General features: G+C 69.5%; 17 protein-coding genes and 4 pseudogenes. 9 read left to right on the top strand and 12 right to left on the bottom strand.

Annotation, left to right across the window (positions count from 1 at the left end; translation table 11 throughout):
* Positions 1 to 12: 12 nt before the first annotated feature.
* Positions 13 to 378 (bottom strand): hypothetical protein, encoded by a 366-nt coding sequence (locus JK363_RS43155; RefSeq protein ID WP_201881628.1) that lies wholly within the window; start codon positions 376 to 378, stop codon positions 13 to 15.
* A 163-nt stretch (positions 379 to 541) separates the two neighbouring features.
* Here JK363_RS43155 and JK363_RS45090 point away from each other — a divergent pair.
* Positions 542 to 667 (top strand): annotated as a pseudogene (locus JK363_RS45090) (IS30 family transposase); the annotation flags it as partial.
* A gap of 119 nt (positions 668 to 786) precedes the next feature.
* Here JK363_RS45090 and JK363_RS35195 read toward each other — a convergent pair.
* The 5 genes from JK363_RS35195 to JK363_RS35175 all read right to left on the bottom strand — a co-directional run bounded on the left by JK363_RS35195 (position 787) and on the right by JK363_RS35175 (position 4,550).
* A complete protein-coding gene (locus JK363_RS35195) occupies positions 787 to 2,628 on the bottom strand; it encodes an ABC transporter ATP-binding protein (RefSeq protein ID WP_307821994.1) in 1,842 nt (613 codons plus the stop codon).
* Between the two features lie 3 nt (positions 2,629 to 2,631).
* On the bottom strand, positions 2,632 to 3,180 hold the full coding sequence (locus tag JK363_RS35190; RefSeq protein WP_201881620.1) for a TlpA family protein disulfide reductase: 549 nt from the start codon (positions 3,178 to 3,180) through the stop codon (positions 2,632 to 2,634).
* Positions 3,181 to 3,212: 32 nt separating this feature from the next.
* The gene (locus tag JK363_RS35185) at positions 3,213 to 3,674 is read right to left on the bottom strand and encodes a S26 family signal peptidase (protein ID WP_236076351.1); all 462 of its coding nucleotides are present in this window, start codon (positions 3,672 to 3,674) and stop codon (positions 3,213 to 3,215) included.
* Complete coding sequence (locus JK363_RS35180) at positions 3,671 to 4,219, bottom strand: MauE/DoxX family redox-associated membrane protein (RefSeq protein WP_201881618.1); 549 nt, start codon at positions 4,217 to 4,219, stop codon at positions 3,671 to 3,673. Before JK363_RS35180 ends, JK363_RS35185 begins: the two co-directional genes overlap by 4 nt.
* Before the next feature lie 115 nt (positions 4,220 to 4,334).
* On the bottom strand, positions 4,335 to 4,550 hold the full coding sequence (locus JK363_RS35175) for a hypothetical protein (protein WP_201881617.1): 216 nt from the start codon (positions 4,548 to 4,550) through the stop codon (positions 4,335 to 4,337).
* Positions 4,551 to 4,819: 269 nt separating this feature from the next.
* Here JK363_RS35175 and JK363_RS35170 point away from each other — a divergent pair, with 269 nt between their 5' ends.
* Positions 4,820 to 5,863, top strand: coding sequence for an ArsR/SmtB family transcription factor (locus JK363_RS35170; protein WP_307821993.1), 1,044 nt, complete (start codon positions 4,820 to 4,822; stop codon positions 5,861 to 5,863).
* A gap of 61 nt (positions 5,864 to 5,924) precedes the next feature.
* Here JK363_RS35170 and JK363_RS45085 read toward each other — a convergent pair.
* Positions 5,925 to 6,105 (bottom strand): annotated as a pseudogene (locus tag JK363_RS45085) (IS256 family transposase); the annotation flags it as partial.
* Between JK363_RS45085 and JK363_RS45080 the strand changes: the two are divergent.
* The gene (locus tag JK363_RS45080; protein WP_443726312.1) at positions 6,076 to 6,246 is read left to right on the top strand and encodes a Tn3 family transposase; all 171 of its coding nucleotides are present in this window, start codon (positions 6,076 to 6,078) and stop codon (positions 6,244 to 6,246) included. The pseudogene JK363_RS45085 and the gene JK363_RS45080 overlap by 30 nt on opposite strands.
* Positions 6,247 to 6,549: 303 nt before the next feature.
* Here the strand turns inward: JK363_RS45080 and JK363_RS35160 are convergent, their stop codons facing one another.
* Both JK363_RS35160 and JK363_RS35155 read right to left on the bottom strand, forming a co-directional pair.
* Positions 6,550 to 6,939 (bottom strand): cupin domain-containing protein, encoded by a 390-nt coding sequence (locus tag JK363_RS35160; protein ID WP_201881611.1) that lies wholly within the window; start codon positions 6,937 to 6,939, stop codon positions 6,550 to 6,552.
* A 79-nt stretch (positions 6,940 to 7,018) separates the two neighbouring features.
* A complete protein-coding gene (locus tag JK363_RS35155; protein ID WP_201881609.1) occupies positions 7,019 to 7,915 on the bottom strand; it encodes an alpha/beta hydrolase in 897 nt (298 codons plus the stop codon).
* A 107-nt stretch (positions 7,916 to 8,022) separates the two neighbouring features.
* Here JK363_RS35155 and JK363_RS35150 point away from each other — a divergent pair, with 107 nt between their 5' ends.
* From JK363_RS35150 to JK363_RS35145, 3 genes and pseudogenes are all read left to right on the top strand, one after another.
* Positions 8,023 to 9,063, top strand: a complete 1,041-nt coding sequence (locus JK363_RS35150; protein ID WP_201881608.1) for a helix-turn-helix domain-containing protein — start codon at positions 8,023 to 8,025, stop codon at positions 9,061 to 9,063.
* Positions 9,064 to 9,123: 60 nt separating this feature from the next.
* Positions 9,124 to 9,342 (top strand): annotated as a pseudogene (locus JK363_RS45075) (hypothetical protein); the annotation flags it as partial.
* Positions 9,343 to 9,714: 372 nt separating this feature from the next.
* A complete protein-coding gene (locus tag JK363_RS35145; RefSeq protein WP_307821992.1) occupies positions 9,715 to 10,650 on the top strand; it encodes a S1 family peptidase in 936 nt (311 codons plus the stop codon).
* Positions 10,651 to 10,654: 4 nt separating this feature from the next.
* On the opposite strand, the pseudogene JK363_RS35140 reads toward JK363_RS35145, so the two are convergent.
* Both JK363_RS35140 and JK363_RS41955 read right to left on the bottom strand, forming a co-directional pair.
* A pseudogene (locus JK363_RS35140) lies at positions 10,655 to 11,203 on the bottom strand (protein-L-isoaspartate O-methyltransferase family protein).
* 3 nt (positions 11,204 to 11,206) lie between these two features.
* Positions 11,207 to 11,410, bottom strand: a complete 204-nt coding sequence (locus JK363_RS41955; RefSeq protein WP_215911580.1) for an archease — start codon at positions 11,408 to 11,410, stop codon at positions 11,207 to 11,209.
* Positions 11,411 to 12,876: 1,466 nt separating this feature from the next.
* Here JK363_RS41955 and JK363_RS35130 point away from each other — a divergent pair.
* Positions 12,877 to 13,542 carry a lysophospholipid acyltransferase family protein gene (locus JK363_RS35130; RefSeq protein WP_201881607.1) on the top strand — a complete coding sequence of 222 codons (666 nt, stop codon included), beginning with the start codon at positions 12,877 to 12,879 and terminating at the stop codon, positions 13,540 to 13,542.
* Between the two features lie 137 nt (positions 13,543 to 13,679).
* Positions 13,680 to 13,925 carry a hypothetical protein gene (locus JK363_RS43145; RefSeq protein WP_236076350.1) on the top strand — a complete coding sequence of 82 codons (246 nt, stop codon included), beginning with the start codon at positions 13,680 to 13,682 and terminating at the stop codon, positions 13,923 to 13,925.
* Between the two features lie 365 nt (positions 13,926 to 14,290).
* Here JK363_RS43145 and JK363_RS35120 read toward each other — a convergent pair whose 3' ends face one another.
* Positions 14,291 to 18,259: a WD40 repeat domain-containing protein gene (locus JK363_RS35120; protein WP_201881604.1), complete on the bottom strand. Its 3,969-nt coding sequence runs from the start codon at positions 18,257 to 18,259 to the stop codon at positions 14,291 to 14,293.
* An 888-nt stretch (positions 18,260 to 19,147) separates the two neighbouring features.
* On the opposite strand from JK363_RS35120, the gene JK363_RS35115 reads away from it, so the two are divergent.
* Positions 19,148 to 20,545, top strand: a complete 1,398-nt coding sequence (locus tag JK363_RS35115; RefSeq protein WP_201881602.1) for a hypothetical protein — start codon at positions 19,148 to 19,150, stop codon at positions 20,543 to 20,545.
* The last annotated feature ends 92 nt before the right edge of the window (positions 20,546 to 20,637 follow it).

Genomic DNA, 20,637 nt, shown 5'->3' with positions numbered 1-20,637 from the left:
GGACGTGCCAGGTCACGAAAAGCCTGATCGTCTTGACGTGCTCGGGGTCGGCGATGCTGGCGAGGTGGCCGGGAGCCAGCGCTGGAAGGAGCAGTAGTACTTGTCGGCTGGGTGCCCGGCTTGCCGGTCACCGCCTCCCATAACGCGTTCGCGGTCAGTGCCGTCGTCCACGCCTTCGGTCAGGCCGGGGCCGACGAGCCCGTAGTAGCCGGTCTTGCCCCGGGGAATCACGGTGAACCCGGCCGGGACAGCATGGGCTTCGAGCCAGTCCTGTCCGCACCCGCAGTGGCGGGCGTGGTAGCCGGCCCACTTCCTCTCCAGCGGCTCGTATACCAGCCGGTCGCCGTAGTACTTCGTATCCCTCGTGAACCCAGACACGGGCGGCAGTCTCCCACCGGCGGCTCGGCCGGGACAGCGCACCCTCAACCCCGGTGGACGCGGGCGGCCGGATCAGGCCGCGCCCCATCTGTCGGCAAACGATGGCACCCTCAAGTGATCAACGCACCACCCTCGGATGATCATGTGATCGTGGAGGCACAGGTTGCGTGACTACGGGTTTTCGTCGGCTCAACAGGATGAGATCTGGAGACGCTGGCGCGAGGGGCAGTCGTTCAGCTTGATCGGGCGGGCGCTCGGGGCACCGATGCAGCACGCCCGTCGGTTCCTGGACAAGAAGGTGCTCGCGGAGCCCGGGCTGAACTGGGCAGCGGCATGACGACGCCGCGCTCACATCGGCTCCTCGACCGAGGGCCATCCTCATCAGGGCGTCGGCGTTCAGTGACCGGTTCACTTCTGGTATCCCCTGGCCTGCAGGGCGAACAGTCGGGCGTATGTGCCGCAGCGCTCGACAAGCTCGGTGTGTGTGCCTTCCTCGGTGATCCGGCCCTGGCTCAGGACGATGATCCGGTCGGCGGCGCGCACCGCGCCGAGCCGGTGGGAGATCAGGAGGCTGGTGCGGTCTTTGCGGTAGTGCGTCAGCCGCTGGTGGATGTCGTGTTCGGCCTCCGCGTCCAGACCGGAGCTCGGCTCGTCCAGGATCAACAGGTCGGGGTCGGCCCGTAGGAACGCCCGTGCCAGGGCCACCCGTTGCCACTGGCCTCCCGACAGCAGGGCTCCGGTCTCGTCCGACGGGCTCCCTGCCTGGTTGGATGTCCGGCCGTCGTGGCCGTCGTCGGAGAAGAGCCGGCTGAGGAGGGTGTCGTACCCTCGCGGCAGTGCCCCGAGCACGCCGTCGATGTCTGCGGCCCGGGCTGCGGATACCAGCCGTGGCCGGTCGTCCATGGCCGTCACATCACCGATGGCGATGTTCTCTGCGGCCGTCAAGTCGTACTCCACGTAGTCCTGGAACACTGCGCCTAGCCGACGGCGCAGCTCCGCCACCGGCACCCGTCGAATGTCGACGCCGTCCCAGAGCACCGCACCGCGCGTCGGATCGTAGAACCGACACAGCAGCTTGACCAGGGTGCTCTTGCCGGCGCCGTTGTGTCCGACCAGGGCCAGCGCCTGCCCGTACGGGATGCGGAAGCTGACCCCGCGCAGCACCCAGGGATGCCCCGCGTCATAGCGGAACCAGACATCCCGGAACTCGATGCCCTCGCGCAGTGCGGGCAGGGACACTGCCTCATCGGGCGGTGCGGCGGAAGCCAAGTCCGGGGCCGTCCCGACGACGGCTTGGTAGTGGCCCATGATGAGCAGCAGATGGTGCAGCTGCGCCACGGATCGCACCAGGGTGCCCAGCGCACCCTGCACTCCGGCGATGGCCGAGATGAACAGAGCCACATCACCGACCGTCAGTTGTCCGCGCTGGGCAGCCTCCGTCGCCCACACCAGGCCGGCCCCGCCGACAGCCGCGGCGAGCAGGGCCAGCGCGCCCTGGGTCAGCAGCTCACGGCGGTCCACGGCGCGGCGTTCGGCGTCGGCGGTGCGGCGGGCGGCGAGCATACGGTCGAGCAGGAAGCCGCCCGCCCCGAAGAGCCGGATCTCCTTTGCGGCCTCCAGGCTGGACAGCAGCATCTCGTAGAAGCCGGCGCGGCGCGAAGCGACGCTCGCCCGCCAGTCGCCGAGGGCCCGGCGGCGTGCCAACCGCAGTTCGGCCACGAGCAGGGGTACGACGCACAGCAGGACCACCGCGGTCATGGCGGGGCTCAGCACGTACAGCGCACCGATGAAGCCGGCCGCGGTGAGCACGCCGCCGATGAGGGCGAGCCCGGCTTCCAGGACTCCCCCAACAGCCTGGCTGCCCGCTGACTGGGCCACCCGCAGCTGGTCCTGGAAGCCGGGATTCTCCAGCCGGGACAGCCCGGCGAGGGAGTTGACGGCTGAGTAGACGCGGGACACCGCGGTGAAGGCTGTCGCGCGGTCGAGTTGATTGCCGAGGTACGTGGTCAGCGGCGTCATCACCGCCGTCGCCAGACCCAGCGCGGCCAGGCCGAGTGCCAGGCCGAGCAGGACTGTGTCGCCCGCTCCGGCCAGGGCGTTCAGGGCCAGTCGGGTCAGCCAGGCCACGGCGACGGGCGTCGCGGCGCCGGCCGCCGTGAGGACCAGTAGGGCGGCCATGTGCCCGGGCGCCGCGCGCCAGGCGAGCGCGAGGGCTGTGCCGAGCGCGGTGGTGCGAGCTCGTCGGATCACCGATCAGTGCCCGGCCTGGACGGTGTCCGTCCGGCGGGGCAGAGTCCGGCCGGTGCTCGCGACGATGCCGCCCGCGCCCATCTCCACATACGCGGGCATGCCGGTGACCTGGAACGCCTCGACCAGCTCGTCGCCGTCGCGGACCACAGCCACCCGGGCCACCGGAACGAGCCGCTCGACGTACTCCGCGACACCGCCGCCCTCTTGCGTCGGGTCTTCCTCCACGACGGCCAACAGGCGCTCCGGCCCATAGGCGGCGGCGCGCTCGGCGACCAGCGGCAGCAGCTCCTGGCAGGCGGCGCACCAGGGGGCGAGGAAGAGGACGATGAGCCCCTCGGACAGAGCGTCCAGGGTCAGCGGTCGGCCCTGGGTGTCGAGTGCGGTGAACGGGGCGACGGCGCCGCCCGGCCCCAGGACCTTGTCGGTGCCGGGCCCGGCACCCGAGTGGGCCGGGCCCGCGGTGCGCAGGCGGCGGACCACGCCGTATACCAGCGCCAGGTTGAGCAGGCCGAGCAGTCCCAGCAGCACGACTGCTGTGGTCAGATAGGCCATGGTGATGCATCCTTTCCTGGTGGCTGTCCCGGTCACTTGGCCGAGAGGGGCAGGGGGCGGACGACGACACCCACGATCTGCTCGGCCCGGAAATAGCCGCAGTAGCGGGAGTCCAGGCTGGCGGCCGGATTGTCGCCGAGGAGGACGATTCGGCCCTCCGGGACCCGCTCTTCCGGCAGATCGAGGAGGGCTGGTGCGCCTTCGCGCGGCAGCGGGTCCCCCGGCACCGCCGCCGCGCGTTTGATCAGCAATCCGTGCGCCCGTACGGCGTCCCAACGGCGCTCGTGCGGTGGTTCGGTGACCACCAGCCGTCCGGTGGTGATCGCCTTCAGCGGGACGCGCCGGACCAGTACCCGGTCCCCTTCGACGAGTGTGGGGCTCATACTCGCGCCGATCACGGTCACGACGACGTAGCGGCGGCGCAGCGCGACGGCGGCGATCGCGGTGGCGGCGATCGCGATGCTGGCGGCAAGGGTGGTGGTCGCCCGGCTCAACGGATCTCCCCCGCCGCTGGACGCGGCGCGAACAGCTCCGCCCAGTCGTCCAGCATGACCGTGAGCAGGGCGAGCAGCGCCGCCACGCCCACGTCGAGCAGCAGCCCGGCGGATACTCGGCCCGCTGCCGCGCCGGAGTCGGCCAGGTGTGCGCCGAGGCCGCCCAGGGAGACCAGGCCGAGCACGATGTTGCGTACGACATGACGGGGCGCCACCGGGGCGCTCCGCCCGAAACACTGGCAGGGGGTGGTCGCGCCACGCCGCAGCACGCCGACCAGGCCGACGGTGAACACCGTCAGCAGGGAAGCGCTCAAGGCAAAGCCGAAGGCCGCCGTCGTCGGCACGGCGAGGGTCGTGACGGCGAGCGCCTCGGCCACGACCACCAGGACGGCGACGGGCTTGCGTACGCGGCGCAGCGCCGGGGCAAGCTGCCCCACTGCCGCGCGGAATTCCAGGAAGGCGACCGCTCCCCGCAGTTTCCCGGCGAGGGAGCAGAGAAAGACAAGTCCCAGCAGGACCCGCCCGGCGTCGATCATGTGGACCATCAATCGAGAAACCCTCTCCGAGTCTCAGAGGGCGGTGCGTGCCGCATCCGGGCGCGGGCGGGGTCGGTCACCCCGCGCCGGCGCCGGATGCGGTCGTAGCATCCCCCGCAAGTGGTCAGCTGCAGGGGCGGCCGGAGTAGCTACAGCTGCCGGGGCAGCAGGAGCGGAACCTGTCGTTGCAGGGGTCCACTTCGTAGCGGCGGTGCCGGTTGGTGCCGCAGGCGTTGCGCGAGCAGTAGTCGAACTGCCAGCAGCTGACGGCCGAGGCGGTCGCCTTGGGGGCGACGCTCTCCAGTAGGCGGTCGCAGAGGGTCTGGAGTCGGGTACGCATGCCAGTTCCTTCCTTCTCGGACGACGGGCTTCCCACGTGGCGCCGAAGGCCTCCACCAGGCTGTCGGGCAGGGCCATGCTCTCCGGCGCGTGGACAGAGGTCGCAAGGCGCGTATGAAAGTCCTCCCGGTCGAGCGGCCCGGGTGCCATGTGCGCCCTGCTCAGGGAAACGATGCGCGCCCTGGCCGACAACGAACAACTGGATTCGGTCTGTCCCGAAACGAAACCGATAGGGAGGATCGCTCTCAGGCGCAGATGAGGGGGAAGCTTGTGTTGCGGGTTCACTTCACTGCCGCGGACCTGGCACGGGTGCGGATCACTGTGCTGGGCCCGCTCGCAGAGACAGAGATCAGTTTGTGGAACATGCAACGGCGCGACGCCAAGGCGCTGTTCGGCGGCTGGCGCGCACGCACCGGTCCGCTGATTACCGGCGACGGACCGGACACCGCGCGGTTCCTCAGCCCGCCTGCCGGGGGGCTGGTGGATCTGTTCACTCTGGTAGGCACGGCAGACTGTATCGACGAGGGGCTGGAACGGCTGTGCAGTGTGCCGGATTGGCGCCTGCGCGCGGAGTTCGCGGTGCTTCCGCTCACGGCTAGGCGGCGGGCACCGTGGCTGACCGGGGCGATGGGTGCTGACCGGCAGGCGGTGCGGCGACTGGCCACCGCGCTACAGCACTGCCACCGGGTGGCCGTCGCCCCGTACTGGGTGCGCATCCACCGGCACCTGGACGGGGAAGTGGCGCGGCGCGGGCGGGTCATGGTGCACGGTGGGGTGGAGGCGCTGCTGGACAGCCTGCGCCCATTGGTCGTGTGGAGGGCCCCCGTGCTGGAGATCTCGGGCTATCACCCGCTGCTCCATCCGGGAGCTGACTTCCACCTGGCGGGCCGCACGCTCGTACTGGCTCCATCAGTGTTCTGCGGGCCGGTACCCCAGTTGTTTGCCAGCCCTGAGGCCGACACGGTGGTCATGGTGTACCCGGCTCTGCACAACCCAGTCGATGCGGCCGCCCTCTGGGCTCCCCCCGCCGGCGTCCGTCAGGCAGACGCTCCGGTGCCGCCGGCCCTGGTCGCGCTCCTCGGGCGTACCAGGGCGGTCGTGCTGTGCGTGATAGCCGATCATCCCGCGTGCACCACCACCCAGCTTGCGCAGCGGGCGGGCATACCAATGGCCAGCGCCAGCGAGCACGCCACCACCCTGCGCAGCGCCGGGCTGACCGTTGTCACCCGGGAAGGGAAGACTGCCCTTCATACGCTGACTCACCTTGGCCTCACTCTGCTGAACACCAACGGTCCGACGCTGGCTGGGACCTGAACCGAAGTCGGCAGCGGCTGGTGGGTGTGTCAATTTAACGGCTGATCTTGGTTGTTGAGGTTCAGTTGTTGGCCCGGGTGAGCCGGCCCTCGAACGCGATGGAACGCGTTGAGGGGTGCCTTCCAGCGCATGGTCCACCGCTTGCGGCCCTTGCTGGTCGGGTCGAGGCTCATCAGTGCCATGTAGATGCACTTCACGAGGCCGCCCGGCACATCCCCGGGGCGAGCGGGCACGAGCTGTCGCTGGCCGCGAACCGGCACTTCTCCATCCCGACTTTGAACGAGGCGATCGCCGACCTGGTCAACGCGCACGCCCGCCTGGACATCTCCCAGGCATGGGGGGACGGCTCCACGGTCGCCGCGGACGGGCCAGCTCGATGCTGACGGCGCTGTGCAAGTGGACGTCGACGCCGTCCCGGTGCGCGACGGGGATGCCGCGGAGGGCGCGGGCGAGCTGGACGACGATGACGACGGTGGCGAAGACGGGTAGACGCCGGTCCATTCAGTCCTGGGCGGTCTGGGGGCGGGCCCCGCGGCCCGAGTGCTACCGGTCACCGTGTGCAGAGCTGTGTGATGCCTGGTCGCGCTCGCGCCCTGCGGCACGGACGAGCCACGGGAAGGCGCGGACGTGGGCGGCGGCCTTTGTCGGGCGTCGCCGTGGATGAGGACCGTATGTGACGGGCCCGGCTAGGCTTCGCTCCGCTTCTCCAGGCGACTGCCGCGTGGAAGGGTGACGGACATGATGTCGCTGGGGCCGTCCAGTGCGATGCGGTGCCATCGCCCGCGCGGGACGATGGCCGCCGTTCCCGCTGCCAGCTTGATCTCCTCCTCCTTCTCATCCGGCTGTTCCGGGCGGAAGTAGACACGTATCCCGCCGCTGAGGCAGGACACGACTTCATCCGCGGCGGAGTGGACTTCCCAGTGGTCAGCGTGGACGTCCGCGTCGGTCTCCACGTGGAAGGTCATCAACTGCCAGCCGTCCCGCTCGGGGTCGAACACGGGCTGCTCGGCGCGCACCTGGCCGCTTTGGTCAAGGTGGATGAAGGAGGAGAAGAGATCGATCGGGGTAACGGTCATGCCGACACATCCATTCTGTGGTCATCGATCATCTGGTGGGGCGTAGGGCTTGGGGGCCAGCCTGGTTGGCCTCGGCCGCCTACGGGGCCAGGGCGCGGCGCAGGGCTGCGCAGAGTTCGGCGAACTGCCGCTGCGACACGTCGGCGGACAGGACCGCCAGCGAGCCGTGGAAGGTGCCGGGCCACTGGTGCAGCTCGACCGGGACGCCCGCCTGCAGCAGACGCAGTGCATAGGTGATGCCTTCGTCGCGGAGCGGGTCGGAATCCGCGGTGGCCACGTAGGCAGGGGGGAGGCCGGACAGGTCGTCGGCCCGGGCCGGGGCGGCGTACGGTGTGGCGGGTTGGGAGCCCAGGTAGTGCCGCCACACTGCCGTGAGTGTGTCGCGATCATGCAAGGGCGTATCGGTGAAGTTCCGCTGTGACCAGGTCTCCTGACGGTCATCGAGCAACGGCTGATTGAGCAGCTGGAAGCGGATTGCAGGCCCCTGCTGATCACGCGCCCGCAACGCCACCGCGGCTGCGAGCCCAGCGCCGGCACTGTGCCCCCCGACGGCAATCTGGTTCGAGTCGATGCCCAGCTCAGCCGCGTGTTCGGCTGCCCAGGTCAGTACGGCGTAGGTGTCGTCCAGGGCGGCCGGGAACCGATGCTCGGGAGATCGGCGGTAATCCACCGAGATCACCACCGTGTCGGCGCCAGCCGCGATCCGGGCGGCAAAGTGGTGATCAGAGTTCAGATCCCCCATCACCCAGCCTCCGCCGTGCAGCCAGACGATGGTGCCCCACGCCCCGTTCGGACGGTAGATCCGCACCGGCACGTCCGGATCGGCGGGCACGGTACGGTCTTCGATCTCCATGCCTGTTGTGTTCGGCGCCGGTGCCGCAGCGGCACGCTCAGCGTAGTTCTTGCGGTCAGTGACCGGATCGGTCAGGTCGGCTTTCACGAGCAGGGGGACAAACGCTTCGAGTTCGGGATCCATAACGACCATCCTCATCGTCGACCCCTATGGGTTCATCCGCCAAGTGTCGTGTATGCGAATCAAGTTGTGCACAGAATGGCGCACTCGGTCAGCCGTATCCTTGCGCCATGGAGGCCCTCGCCGAACGGCTGTCGCACCTGGACCCGCACGCCCAAGGCGCGATCCGCGTCATCGCGTTCTACGACACGTTGATGTGCAGAAGGGTGTACCTCCCAGCACTCGTCCGAGCCTCAGCGGGCCTGTCCGCTTGTGTGGTCGGGATTCGGCTCCATGGCACGGGGCGAGAAATCCGCACCTCGCCCGACGGCAGGCAGGTATCCCCTCCGCCGCACCCCGCGTCCACCACAGCGCCGATCACACTCGACGAGGAGGAGATCGGCACGGTGTGGCTGGAACGCCCCGGCCCGCCCAGTCCGCTCGACGAAGTACTCCTGGACCGGCTCGCCATCGCCGCCGCCGCGGTCATAGAACGGTACGGCCCGGCCCGTACCACCATGGCCGACCCCGCCCTCGTCGAGCTCGCGATCAGTTCCGACAGCGACGAGGCGGCCCGAACCCGGGCGCTACGGCTCTTGGGGTTCGCTGCCGACCTGCCGGTCCGCGCCGTCGCCGTACGTTCGCAGCTTCCACTCGACCAGCTCTGCACCCTGATCTGCCCGGCTCGCACGGCCAAAGCGGCACCGCTCGTTGATGTGGGCGTCATCCTGGCGACCACCGTGGACGAGGCCCGGTTTCCGGCAGGCGTACGCGCGGGCATCGGCGCCGCCGAAAGTCCTGAGCTGTCCTGGCGGCAAGCCCGGACAGCTCTCCGCTTCACCACCCCACACCGCCCGACTGTCCCCTACGTCGAACTCGGGGCGTTGGCGCTGCTCGCGCAGGTTCCCCAGGACAGCGCGTGCGACAACGCCGACGTGGCCGCGATCGCCCGCATCGCCGACAGCCCGCAAGATCTGGATCTGGAGACGCTGGACGCCTACTGCGTCACCGGCTCCCTGCGCCGGGCCGCCGACCTCCTCCACCTGCACCACAGCAGCGTTGCCCGCCGGCTCGAACGGATCGGTAAGACCCTGAACATCGAACTCACCGAGCCCACTGGCTTGATACGAGCCGGGCTCGCCCTCACCACATGGCGGCTGCTCAACAACTGAGGAAGACTCCGCTTCTCACAAACGGTCCCTTACCCGAGCAAGATCAAAGACGACGGCCCGGTGATCGCGAACCGGCGGTTCGGTTCGCAGAACTCGTTCTCGCTCAAAGGTGGGTTCGGAGTACTTCTGAGAATTGTTTGTGACAGCGTCCGGTGCCATGACGTTCCCTCAAGAGGCTTCCCCGAGCGAGGCGGACGACTCGAGTGCCACCCCTGCCCGCGCTGCCGGGCCGAACCCGGCTCGCCATGCCGCTCGCGCTCCGGTGCAGTCGCCGGCACCTACCACACCGGCCTCTTCACCCCGCAGACCGCGATGCGCCAGGCCGAGGTGAGCTGGAACCGACTACCTGGCCTACGCGGCGTCGCGACGCCCCACCCTCACACTCACCACTTGACGAACGATGAGCAGCGGAGCATTTCAGGCGTGCCTGGCGCGCATGTGGGCGCCGCAGCGCACCTCATGGGGCGCGGGCGTGGCTACCGTAACCACGCAATTCCTCGCAACCCTTCAATACGCCGTGACCACCCTTGTACCGGGCGAATACTCGCATCACCGTTCCTGACAAAGGCTTCAACTCTCCTCACCCGCGCGCAACAGGAAACCCAATTGCGACGCGGGCCTCCTCTCACCCCCCGCACCAGGAGGATCGTCGTGAGAATCAAGCACACCGCCCGGAGAAACAGCTTGGTCAGCCGCTCCAGCCGCGCGGCTGGACGGCTTCGGGCGCTGGCCCTCATATCGGGTCTGGCCGCCGCGCTCGCGCTGACCGCCCCCGGAACCGCCGACGCCGACCAGAGTCGGCACTTCAGCGCCGGAGACCTCAAAGCGGCGAGCGACGCAGTCCTCGCGGCGGACGTCAGCGGCACAGCCTGGACCATCGACACGGAGGGCCAATCCGTCGTCGTCCAGGCTGACAGCACCGTCTCGGACGCCGAAATCGCCAAGATCAAGAAGGCCGCCGGCCCGAACGGCGGCGCACTGCGCATCGAGCGCACGCGGGGCAAGCTCACCAGACTGCTCTCCGGCGGAGATCCGATCTACGCTTCCTCCGGCTGGCGCTGCTCGGCCGGCTTCAACGTGCATGTCGGCACCTCGTACTACATCCTGACCGCCGGGCACTGCACCGAGGGCTATCCGACCTGGCGCACCCGCCTTGGTCTGCCCATCGGCCCGACGGCCTACTCAAGCTTCCCGGTCAACGACTACGGCTACATCTCCTACACGAACGCGTTGTTGCCGCACCCCAGCAACGTGAACCTGTACAACGGCACCTACCGCACCATCACCGGTGCGGCCAATGCCAGCGTCGGCATGCTCGTCCAGCGCAGCGGCAGCACCACGGGCCTGCACAGCGGCACCGTCACCGGGCTCAACTACACGGTCAACTACGGCGGCGGCGACATCGTCTACCAGATGATCAGGACCAATGTGTGCGCCGAGCCCGGCGACAGCGGCGGTCCGCTCTTCTCGGGCAACACGGCGATCGGCCTCACCTCCGGCGGCACCGGCGACTGCCGCTTCGGCGGCGTCACGTACTTCCAGCCGGTCGTCGAGGCCCTCAACAACCACGGGGTGAGCCTTCCGTGAAGGCTCACCCAGGCCGCGGGCGGCTCCGCGCCCGGCGATGCAGGGCGCGGAGCTCCCCCCTCGGTAGTACCCGCCCCGCACGCCGTGGTTCACCCAGGCGTCCAGCGCGCCACTGACGCGGCCAGCAGAGTGCGTGCCCTCGCGCCCAGCGTGCTGGGCGCGAGGTAAGAATCCCGATGCCCTGCCGGGCGAGGTTGCGCCGTGCCTGATGTGCGAGGTCCGGCCACATCTCTATGGTCACGACATCGGCGGCCAACCGGGCGAGTAGTGCGGTCTGGAAGCCGAGGCCGGTACCAATCTCAAGGAGGGTTCATCCCCGCTCAGGTCAAGGCCCTCGATCACCATGGCCGAGATCGAGGGCTGCGTGCTCACCTGGTCCGTGCCCGATCGGAATGGGCATGTCATGATAGGCGTGCGTGTGGTGGCCGGTGGGGACGAATGCCGCTCGGGGCGTCGCTGGTACGGCCTGGAGCAGGCGCTCGTCGCTGATGCCGGCCGCTCGGAGGGCCCGTACGAGACCCTCGGGTGGATGGGCGGATTCGGTCAGGGCCACGGCTCACACGTCGAGCGTCACCGAGCACGTCCAGCCCACCGGCCCGCGCGCAAAGGCCAGCTTGTGCCATGTGACGGCCTTCGGCGCGGCCCCCGTCACCGCAAGCGCCCCGGCCTCAGCCATGTGAAGGCCGCCCCGCAAGCCGCCGGCAACTGGCGTCAGTTCCACATCGACCGGGACCTCGCCTTGGGTGTCGAGCCAGTACATCAGTACACGACCTCTTCCAGCAGGCCGACCAGCACATCCTCGTCCCTGTCCGCCCGCACCATGACCTCCCGCCTGCGGAGACTGGCTGCGCCCCCGTCAGGTCCAGGAACGACTCGCAGACACCCGCACCGCCTGCGCCAGGCACTCCTCGCGTGTGGGGTCCAAGCCTCCACCCGCAGGTCCGCGGTGTGCGGAACACCGCGCCGTCCGGCGCACCGCGCGGAATTCTCCCTCACCCCACGTGTTTTCCCCCTCACGCCTCCACACGAACAATCCGTGCCTCCATCGTCGTTCCGCGGACTCGGACACGCGCGTCGGCCCCGTCAGGTCATCCCAGGTGCGTAGCGGTGCGGCCGACACGAGAATGCAGTTCTGGTCCAGGGCATCAGGAGGCACCGAAGACGCCCAAGGCGGTTCCTGCGCCGCCCACGGCACCGCGCGTGCCGCTGACGCGGTGCACGGTGTCGGCCGCATACGGGATGGCCAGCGCCTGCCGGACCGCAGGCGCCCAGCACGTCGGGCGACACGCTGGCCAGGCCGCACGGTGCCCCGTCCCGGCCGTCCCGAACCGGTCCCTCGCCTGCGGACTCGGCCCCGACGGGCCTGACCGTGTAGCCGCGTATGTCGCGGCGTCCGGGATTCGACGCTGTACTGGTGGCAGGAGCGCTGCCGAACGATGGAGCAGCCGTGTTGCCGTCCGACGTTTCTCGTCTCTCGAAGCCGGACGCGGTGCGTCGGCTCAGCGACGATCTCGCCCGGTACCAGGGCACCGCGCCGCCGAGTCACTGGCTCGGCTGGGAAAACGCGTCGACGCCCTGTTCGCGCTGGGTGACCGTCGGCCTGGTGCCGATCGTTGTCGACGAGTTTCCCGACCCGGCCCTGCACACCCATCCGGCCCCACCTCTCGGACGGACGGGTGACGCTCAGCGGCTCCGTGCCCCGGGAAACCGTCATCCCCCTCGCGGTACGCCTGTCCGAAAGCGTCGACGGTGCCCTCGGCCGTCACTCATGACCTCCGCGCCGAGGCCGACGACACAGCCGGTACGCCACGGCGGTGACCCGCCCGGCAACTCCGCGGCCACCGGCACGGCGCACTACGTCGCGAGGTGCCGGCCCCAGAACGCCGTGCAGTTCATCGCCGACGACGTGGGGGTGCGCGATGATCAGGCGGCACGGTTCACGCCGTGCGCGTGCCGCGCGTTCCCGCTCCCCCACGCCGCTCGCCCCGGTCACCGTGAGCCCCGCTTCCGAGAGCGGGTGCCAGGCACGCACCAGGCGTATCGACGCCTGGCCGCGGTCACTCCCCCCGGGCGAACCGCACTGCATCGGCGTCCCGCTCGGCGCGTACGCCGACCACGATGCCGCCGTCGGCAGGCCGCGTGCGGCATAAGGTGATCACGAATCGCTCGCCGCCGCGGCAGCGACCAACACCCACTACTGGTTGTCGTCACCCTGGGGGTGGTGCCGTGCTCAGTCACCTCGCAGGCGTCGTGGTGCCCGTCTTCGGCCGTCTGAACATCACCACGGAAACGGGTGCCCCACCGCCCGCAGGCAGCATCATCATCGCCAACCATACTTCCCTCAGCGATCCCGCGATCGTCTTCGCTGCGCTGCGCCGCCTCGGTACCGAACCCATCGTTTTGGCAGCAGCGGGGCTGTGGCGCATCCCCCTACTCGGCCGCGCCCTCACCCGGGAGGGGAATATCCCGGTTCACCGTCACGACCCGCGAGCCGAGCAGGCACTGCAGGATGCCCAGACCGCACTGGCCGCGGGCCGGTCCGTCCTGCTCTACCCGGAAGGCGGGCTGCCACACCGCAAGGGCACTCGCGAAGCCCCGCCCCGGCCCTTGCATCCGGGCCTCTTCCACCTCACGCGCTCGACCGGCGCCCAGGTCGTGCCCCTCGGTCAGGCCGGAGCCCGCGCGCTGGCATCAGGCAGCCCCGTCGAACAGCTGGCCAGGCTGCTCACCGCGCCACTGCACCGCCCGGGACTGCACGTGCACGTCGGTGCACCGCTACTCCTCGGCAGCGAACAGGGCCAGGCCCTTGCCCTGGCCCGCAGCGCGCTGACCCAGGCCTGGTACGTCGCTGCCCGACGACTCGGCGAGCCGGTGAGCCCTGTCAGGGCCTGAACCCCCGGACCACCCGCCTCAGCCGTTGCGTGAGCGGCCGACCGCCCACGGGCTGGGGTCGGCCACATCCCTGACGGACAACCCTGAGAAAACGCCACCACACCATGCGGGACAGCTGGGACCCGCACCAGGTGGTGGTGGCAGCCACGAGGGCCAGCGCAGGTGTCGCCGTTCCGCGACATCCCCTGGACGGTGTGTTCACCCGCGCCCTGCAGCAGATCCAGGCCCGCGCGGAGGCGGCCGACGACATCGACTGGCTGGTGCAGATCGACTCCACCATCGTCCGCGCCCACCAGCATGCCGCCGCCACCGGCCGAAAAGGGGGCACCACAGGCCGGACGAAGCGGATGATCACGCCCTCGGCCGCTTCCGAGGAGGCCTGACCACCACAATCCACCTCGCCTGCGACGGCAAAGCCCGCCCACTCGCGATCCTCGTGACACCGGACCAACACCACGACAGCATCTGCGCACACCCGCTCCTCGAACGCATCCTAGTACCGCGCAGTGGCCTTGGCGGGCCACGCTGCCGGCCCGACCGCCTCATCGCGGAGGCCTACAGCTCCCGCGGGTTCCGCGCCTATCTGCAACGTCGCGGAATCGCGCACACGATACGAGAAGACCGCCACTTCCTACGTAGCGGCGGTCACCCTCGCGTCATTCCTGCTCTGGGCAAGATCCGTTTGAAGACGGACCCAGGCTACGCAGCCTTGCCTTCAGGGCCGAGTAGTTGACACACGCTCCAGGGCTCAGGAGGGGCACACCCGGCGCGACTGGTCGGGGAGGTACTGGGACCGTTCTTTGGCTGAGAGATTTCGGCCAACGGCCTGACAGACCTTCTTGATCGCTTCTTCTTGGTCAGGCGGCTTCGCATCCCACAGGCGTACCGTGCCGTCTTCGCTGGCGGTGGCCAGGGTCTTGCCGTCGGGGCTGAATGCCACCTGCGCCACGTAGAGCTTGTGGCCGGTGAGGGTTGTACGGGTGAGGCCGGTTGCGGGGTCCCACAGGCGTACCGTGCCGCCGTCGTCCCCAGTGGCCAGGGTGCGTCCGTCGGGGCTGAATTCCATAGACGTGACGCTCTTGTTGATGGTGATGGCTTCGCGGGTGCGGCCGGTTGCGGGATTCCACAGCCGCACCGTGTGATCCGCGCCGCTGGTGGCGAGAGTGCGTCCGTCGGGGCTGTACGCCACCCACCACGCGTTGTCCTTGTGGCCGGTGAGGACCCTTCGGGTGCGCCCGGTGGCGGGGTCCCACAACCGTACCGTGTCGTCCTCGCTGGCGGTGGCCAGGGTGCGTCCGTCGGGGCTGAACGCCACCGCCCCCACGTCGCCCTTGTGGCCGGTGAGGACCCTTCGGGTGCGCCCGGTTGCGGAATCCCACAACCGTACCGTCCGGTCTGCGCCGGCGGTGGCCAGGGTGCGTCCGTCAGGGCTGAACGCCACCGAGAACACGTCTTCCTTGTGGCCGGTGAGGACCCTTCGGGTGCGGCCGGTTGCGGAATCCCACAGCCGTACCGTGTCGCCGTCGGCGGCGGTGGCCAGGGTCCGTCCGTCGGGACTGAACGCCACCGCCCCCACGTCGTCCTTCTGGTCGGTGAGGACCCTCCGGGTGCGCCCGGTTGCGGAATCCCACAACCGTACCGTGCCGTCTACGCCACCGGTGGCCAGAGTGCGTCCGCTGGGACTGAACGCCACCGAGTACACGATGCCCTTGTGGCCGGTGAGGGTTCCGCGGGTGCGGCCGGTGGTGTCCCACAGGCGTACCGTCCCGTCGTCGGCGGCGGTGGCCAGGGTGCGTCCGTCGGGGCTGAACGCCACCGCGTACACGTCGCCCTTGTGGCCGGTGAGGGTTGTGCGGGTGCGGCCGGTTGCGGAATCCCACAACCGTACGATGTCGTCTGTGCCGGCGGTGGCTAAGGTGCGTCCGTCGGGGCTGAACGCCACCGAGTACACGGTGCCCTCGTGGCTGGTGAGGACCCTTCGTGTGCGGCCGGTTGCGGGGTTCCACAACCGTACCGTGCCCTTTTCGTCGGCGGTGGCCAGGGTCCGTCCGTCGGGACTGAACGCCACCGCCCCCACGGCGCCCTTGTGGCCGGTGAGGACCCTTCGGGTGCGGTCGGTTGCGGAATCCCACAACCGTACGGTGCGGTCTTTGCTCGTGGTGGCCAGGGTGTGCCCGTCGGGACTGAACGCCACCGCGTACACGACGTCCGTGTGACCGGTGAGCGATTCGCGGACAGCGCCGGTCCCGGTGTCCCACAGCCGCACCGTGCGATCCGCGCCGCTGGTAGCGAGGGTGTGCCCGTCGGGACTGAACGCCAGCGCGAACACGTCTTCCTTGTGGCCGGTGAGGACCCTTCGGGTGCGGCCGGTTGCGGGGTCCCACAACCGTACGGTGCCGTCTTCGCTGCCGGTGGCCAGAGTGCGTCCGTCGGGACTGAACGCCACCGCCCCCACGTCGCCCTTGTGGCCGGTGAGGACCCTTCGGGTGCGGCCGGTTGCGGGGTCCCACAACCGTACGGTGCCGTCTTCGCTGCCGGTGGCCAGAGTGTGCCCGTCGGGACTGAACGCCACCGACGCCACCTTGTGGCCGGTGAGGCGGCGTTGGAGGGGGACTTCTGCTGCCGCGTAGAGGCTGGTGGTTGCTTCGGTGGTGGGGCTGGTCTTGTAGGCGTGGACGGCCAGAAGGGAGGCCAGGTCGGGGTCGGTGTCGATGAGTGCGTCGGACTGGGCGGCCAGTTGCCGGGACTGTGCCTGTTGCTGAGCGGTGAGTGCGGCTTGACCTCGGTTGTAGGCAATGGATGCGGCGGTTATGGCGAGGGCGAGGAGGAGGGTGAGGACTGTGGTGAGGGCGTGTCGCCTTCGGGTGGTGCGGGTGCGGGCTTTGACGCTTGCGTTGAGAAAGTGTTGTTCCTGTTGGGTGAGGGTGGGGTAGCGGTCGGGGTCGGTGTTCCAGTGGTGTTGGGCGTTGGTGACGGCGGAGAGTCGTTGTCCCCGGTAGAGGTAGGAGGAGTGGTGGTGGTTGCGCGCCCAGTCGGCCGCGTCGTCGGCCAGCTGGCTGTACAGGGCGCGGTTGGCCGGATCGTCTTCGAGCCAGCCGCGTAATCGTCCCCAGGCGTGCAGAAGGGTGTCATGAGTGATCTGTGCGGTGTTCTCGCCGACCACGATCAGGCGTTGAGCGGCGAAGGCCTCCACCACATCCCGCACGTCGTGATCCTCGGAGGCGGGGTCGTCGTGCCGGTAGGGCATGGGGCGGCGGACGGCCTGCCCGTCAGGGGCGACCTTGGTGAGACGGTGGAACACCTTGCGGGCGGCGGCCTGCTGGGCACCGGTCAGGGCGGTGTACACGGCCTCGGCGCTGGTCTGGATGGCGTGGGCGACACCGCCGGACAGCTCGTAGCCGCGGCTGGTCAGCCGGTCGTCCTCGCGGTGCCTCCAGGTGACGCGCATCGCCTCCGACAACAGCGGCAGCGCCCCCACCTCGTACCCGCCGCCGGATGAGGAGGCGGGCAGATCGGCGAGAATGGCGTCGACCAGAAACGGCGGGACCTTGAGGCCCGCGCGTTCGGCGGGTCCGGTGATGGTCGCCCGCAGCTGCGCCGCGGTCATCGGTCCGACCAGGAACAGCCCGTCGGTTGCCGCTTGGGCGAGCTGGGGGTAGGCCGCGCAGGCGGGCAGGAAATCGGAGCGGATCACCGCGATGACCAACGCGGCCGGCTCCCCGTCCGGCCCGCACGGCACCGTGGCCGCCGCATGCAGGGCCGCGATCACCTCCGCACGCTCCCGCTCCACCGAACCAGCCACACCAAAACGAGAGCCAGAACCGGAGTCAGAACCGGAGCCGAGGTTGCGGTGGGGGGTGTCGGGGAGAGTGAACAGCTGCTCGAACGGGTCGACCACCAGCACCAGCCGGTCACCGGTACTGCCCACAGCCTGCCGCCCCTTGACAGCGTAGGCGTCCACCACATCCCGCACCAGGGTGTACGCCCGCTCCGGGGCGCTCTCCAACGCCGCACGGACCGCCCCGGGATCGCGCCCGGCGACCTTGGCCAGCACCCGCGCCAGCTCATCGCGAGGCTGCGAGGTGGGATGCATCACCGCAACCGGCCACCTCGCCGATTCCTCACTGAGCGCCCCGTCAGCCAGCGCGGGCAGCAGCCCCGCACGCACCAGGGACGACTTGCCCGCCCCCGACGCCCCGCTCACCATCAAGACCCCGGGCCGGTCCAGCCGGCCGGCCAGAGTGTGCACCAGCTGCGCGGTCAGCTTCTCCCGCCCGTAGAAAACCTCCGCCTGCTCCTGCCCGAACGGCGCCAATCCCCGGTACGGGCACTGCGACGCCCACCCCCCGTCAGCCACCCCCCGCTCGACCTGCCCAGCCCACTCGTCCTGCTCGGCCGGCTGCCCGGCGCAGGACTCAACGTCGGGATCGGGCGGGGAGGCGCGGGCAGCCCGCAGCCAGTGGCGCCATTGCTCCTCATCCAGCAGACCCGCACTGACCCCATCAGCAGGCACCCTCCGACCGCGGCAGTGCTCGATCAGCACCCGGACCAGAGCCAGGAACGACATCTCCGAGTCGGGTAGATGCCGCCCGCGCTTCCAGTCGCTGACCCTGCGCCCCGAGACCGGTCGGCCCCGGCCGAAGGGCCGACGCCGGTTGGCCTCTGCCACCGCATTCTTCAGCGGAAGGTCCGCTGTCAGCTCAAGCAGCTCAGTCAACCGATCGGCGAACACCCTTCGCGGTAACGGCTCCCCGTGCCCCTCATTCCCCATCAGCACCACCCCCTGGCAGTTATAGCTCTCCGGACCGGTCCAGTCCGGACAGCCACCATAGGGCCGTCACCAGCAGTAACACCCCCGCTGCGACAGAACCAATTCATGCCGCTAGGCGAAGGCTGGCTCAATGAGCGGCCACCCGCCGCATGGCAACCCAACCCGCCATCACTGATCTCGTACGACTCCGTTAGGTCGGTGCTGGCCGTGGTTGACGGTGTCTGCCTGATCTTCCGGGTAGGGGGCGATGGCAGGTGGTGCAGGTGCCGGTCCAGCAGTTCAGCAAGGTCTGAAGGGATTCCAGGATCTGGTAGGTAGAGGGTGTGACCGGTGTGCGGGCTTTTTTGGGGGGCACTGGCCCAACAGCCAACCCACAGCGCCTATTAGGCATACAGCTCCTGGCATTGGGCGGGAAGGCCGGAGTTCCGCCAGACCTGCGCGTCGGCCTTGACATCATCCAGGCCGTTGCCGCCCTGCTGTCCCACCAGCAGACCACGGACCTGAATACGGCACGGCAGACGTGAACACCAAGCCCCGGCCGAAGTCATCGACGTCTCACCGGCAACCATCCACGAACTCGTGAGGGCACGCACACGGTTTCACCGGTGTCGGCGCTGGTCCGGGCGGCGTCCAGGACAGTGGCGGTAGCCACGGCGTCCCACGGGTCGACCGGCAATATCTTCCACGGCACGGTGGCCGTCATTGCACTACGCCTCTGGGTTCGCTCGTGACCTTGCCGGACAGTCCCTTGAGCAACGAGTCGGTATCAAACGTCCCTCTGTGCTGGACTGGGGCACGGCGCGTGATGTGAGGGTGAAGCGCATGGTGATACCTATGAAGTCCCGTACCATCCTGCCGGCGATCGCTGTCTGCGTCGTACTCGCCCCGCTCACGGGATGTGGCGGAACCGGCCACACAACCCCTGCGCCCGGCGCGGCCGGGGCGAGCCGGGAGCCGGCCCCCGGGAAGGGATCGAAGGACCCCGACGACATCAACGGCGACGGGTACCGCGACCTCATGGTGCCCATCCCTGGTAAAAATCAGCCCGCCGTCAAACAGCCCGACGGCAGACCGTTCGCCGTAATCTACGGCTCGGCGAAGGGGCCCGACCCCTCGACCCGCACGCTTTACAACAGCCGCGAACTGCCGGGCTCGCCGAACGAAATCGTCGACCTGGACGTAGCCGACCTGGACAGCGACGGCTTCCCGGACTTCGTCACGACCGTCAGGGACAAGTACGTGCCGAACAAGGGGGCGGACGACCACCGCACCGCCCCGTACGTGGCCTGGGGCGGGCCCAGCGGGCCCAAGGCAGGCGGCAAGGCAACGCCGGTGCGGCTGCCGCGGAGCGCGTCAAAGCTGGGCCTTGATCAGGTGGTGCGCGGCGACTTCGACGGGGACGGGCACCAAGACCTCGCGGCCCACGCGAGGACCGAGTTGTCCGAGGGCAAGTCGCCCCTGGTGGTGCTGTACGGCCCGTTCACGCGGTCCGGTGCGCCGGCCCGCACCGATACCAGCCTGTCGGTGCCGCAAGAGGGCGACCTCGTCGTGGACGACGTCGCCCCGTCCGGCAAGCCGCACGCGACCTCCCTGCTGGTCCACGACCTGAGCGACGGCGAGCAGTCCGGCAACACCCTCTACCCGGCACGGCGCGGCACCGGCCTGTCCGCCAGCGGCAAGCGGCTGCGCCCCGGCAACGCGCACGCGTTCGGCGACTTCGACGGCGACGGACTGCGGGATGTGGCCGTCGGGGACGACGGCAGCCGCAACGACGAGCCGGGCTCCGAGACGGAGGCACCCGAAGTCGACGGATCGCTCGACGTGTACCCCGGCAGCGGCGGCAAACCGGTCAAGCACCGGCTGCCCGAGGTGCCCGAGGGGAAGGGCACCGACTACGGGCCTGGCGGTTTCAGCGCCGCCGACCCGGACGGCGACGGCCGCGACGGCATCCTGGTCGCCACATACGAAGACGCCACCCTCATGGACGGCGACAAGCGCACCCGTGTCCTGCGCGAAGGGGACAAGGGATCCGCGGAATGCCGGCACGCCCGCCCGGCCGGGGCCGACGACTTCGACGCGGACGGCAAGGACGAACTGATCCTCAACTGGGCATCATCCGACGGGTTGTTCTGCTTGTACGGCGAGGACCCCACGCACTGGTGGATCACCGACGGCACGACATCCCGGGACAAGGCGTCCTTCACCGTGAAGGGGCTCGCTCCGCGTTCCTAGAACCTTTCCGGCCTGACCCATCGGACAGGCCCTAGTAGTGCTTTGTTAGCTGGTCTTGTCGTGTTGGGTGTCTGGTAGTTCGCTGGCTGTAT

Origin of the sequence: Streptomyces coffeae, from assembly GCF_016741875.1 — a bacterium.
Taxonomy (GTDB): Bacteria; Actinomycetota; Actinomycetes; order Streptomycetales; family Streptomycetaceae; genus Streptomyces; species Streptomyces coffeae.
The sequence above is the reverse complement of the archived record's forward strand: the minus strand, read 5'-3'. Positions and strand labels throughout refer to the sequence as shown.

Excerpts from the sequence above, each read along its gene's own strand:
- JK363_RS35190 (WP_201881620.1), bottom strand. The coding sequence starts at position 3,180 with ATGGCCTATCTGACCACAGCAGTCGTGCTGCTGGGACTGCTCGGCCTG.
- JK363_RS35180 (WP_201881618.1), bottom strand. The coding sequence starts at position 4,219 with ATGGTCCACATGATCGACGCCGGGCGGGTCCTGCTGGGACTTGTCTTT.
- JK363_RS35175 (WP_201881617.1), bottom strand. The coding sequence starts at position 4,550 with ATGCGTACCCGACTCCAGACCCTCTGCGACCGCCTACTGGAGAGCGTC.
- JK363_RS35160 (WP_201881611.1), bottom strand. The coding sequence starts at position 6,939 with ATGACCGTTACCCCGATCGATCTCTTCTCCTCCTTCATCCACCTTGAC.
- JK363_RS35155 (WP_201881609.1), bottom strand. The coding sequence starts at position 7,915 with ATGGATCCCGAACTCGAAGCGTTTGTCCCCCTGCTCGTGAAAGCCGAC.
- JK363_RS35150 (WP_201881608.1), top strand. The coding sequence starts at position 8,023 with ATGGAGGCCCTCGCCGAACGGCTGTCGCACCTGGACCCGCACGCCCAA.
- JK363_RS41955 (WP_215911580.1), bottom strand. The coding sequence starts at position 11,410 with ATGTACTGGCTCGACACCCAAGGCGAGGTCCCGGTCGATGTGGAACTG.
- JK363_RS35115 (WP_201881602.1), top strand. The coding sequence starts at position 19,148 with ATGAAGTCCCGTACCATCCTGCCGGCGATCGCTGTCTGCGTCGTACTC.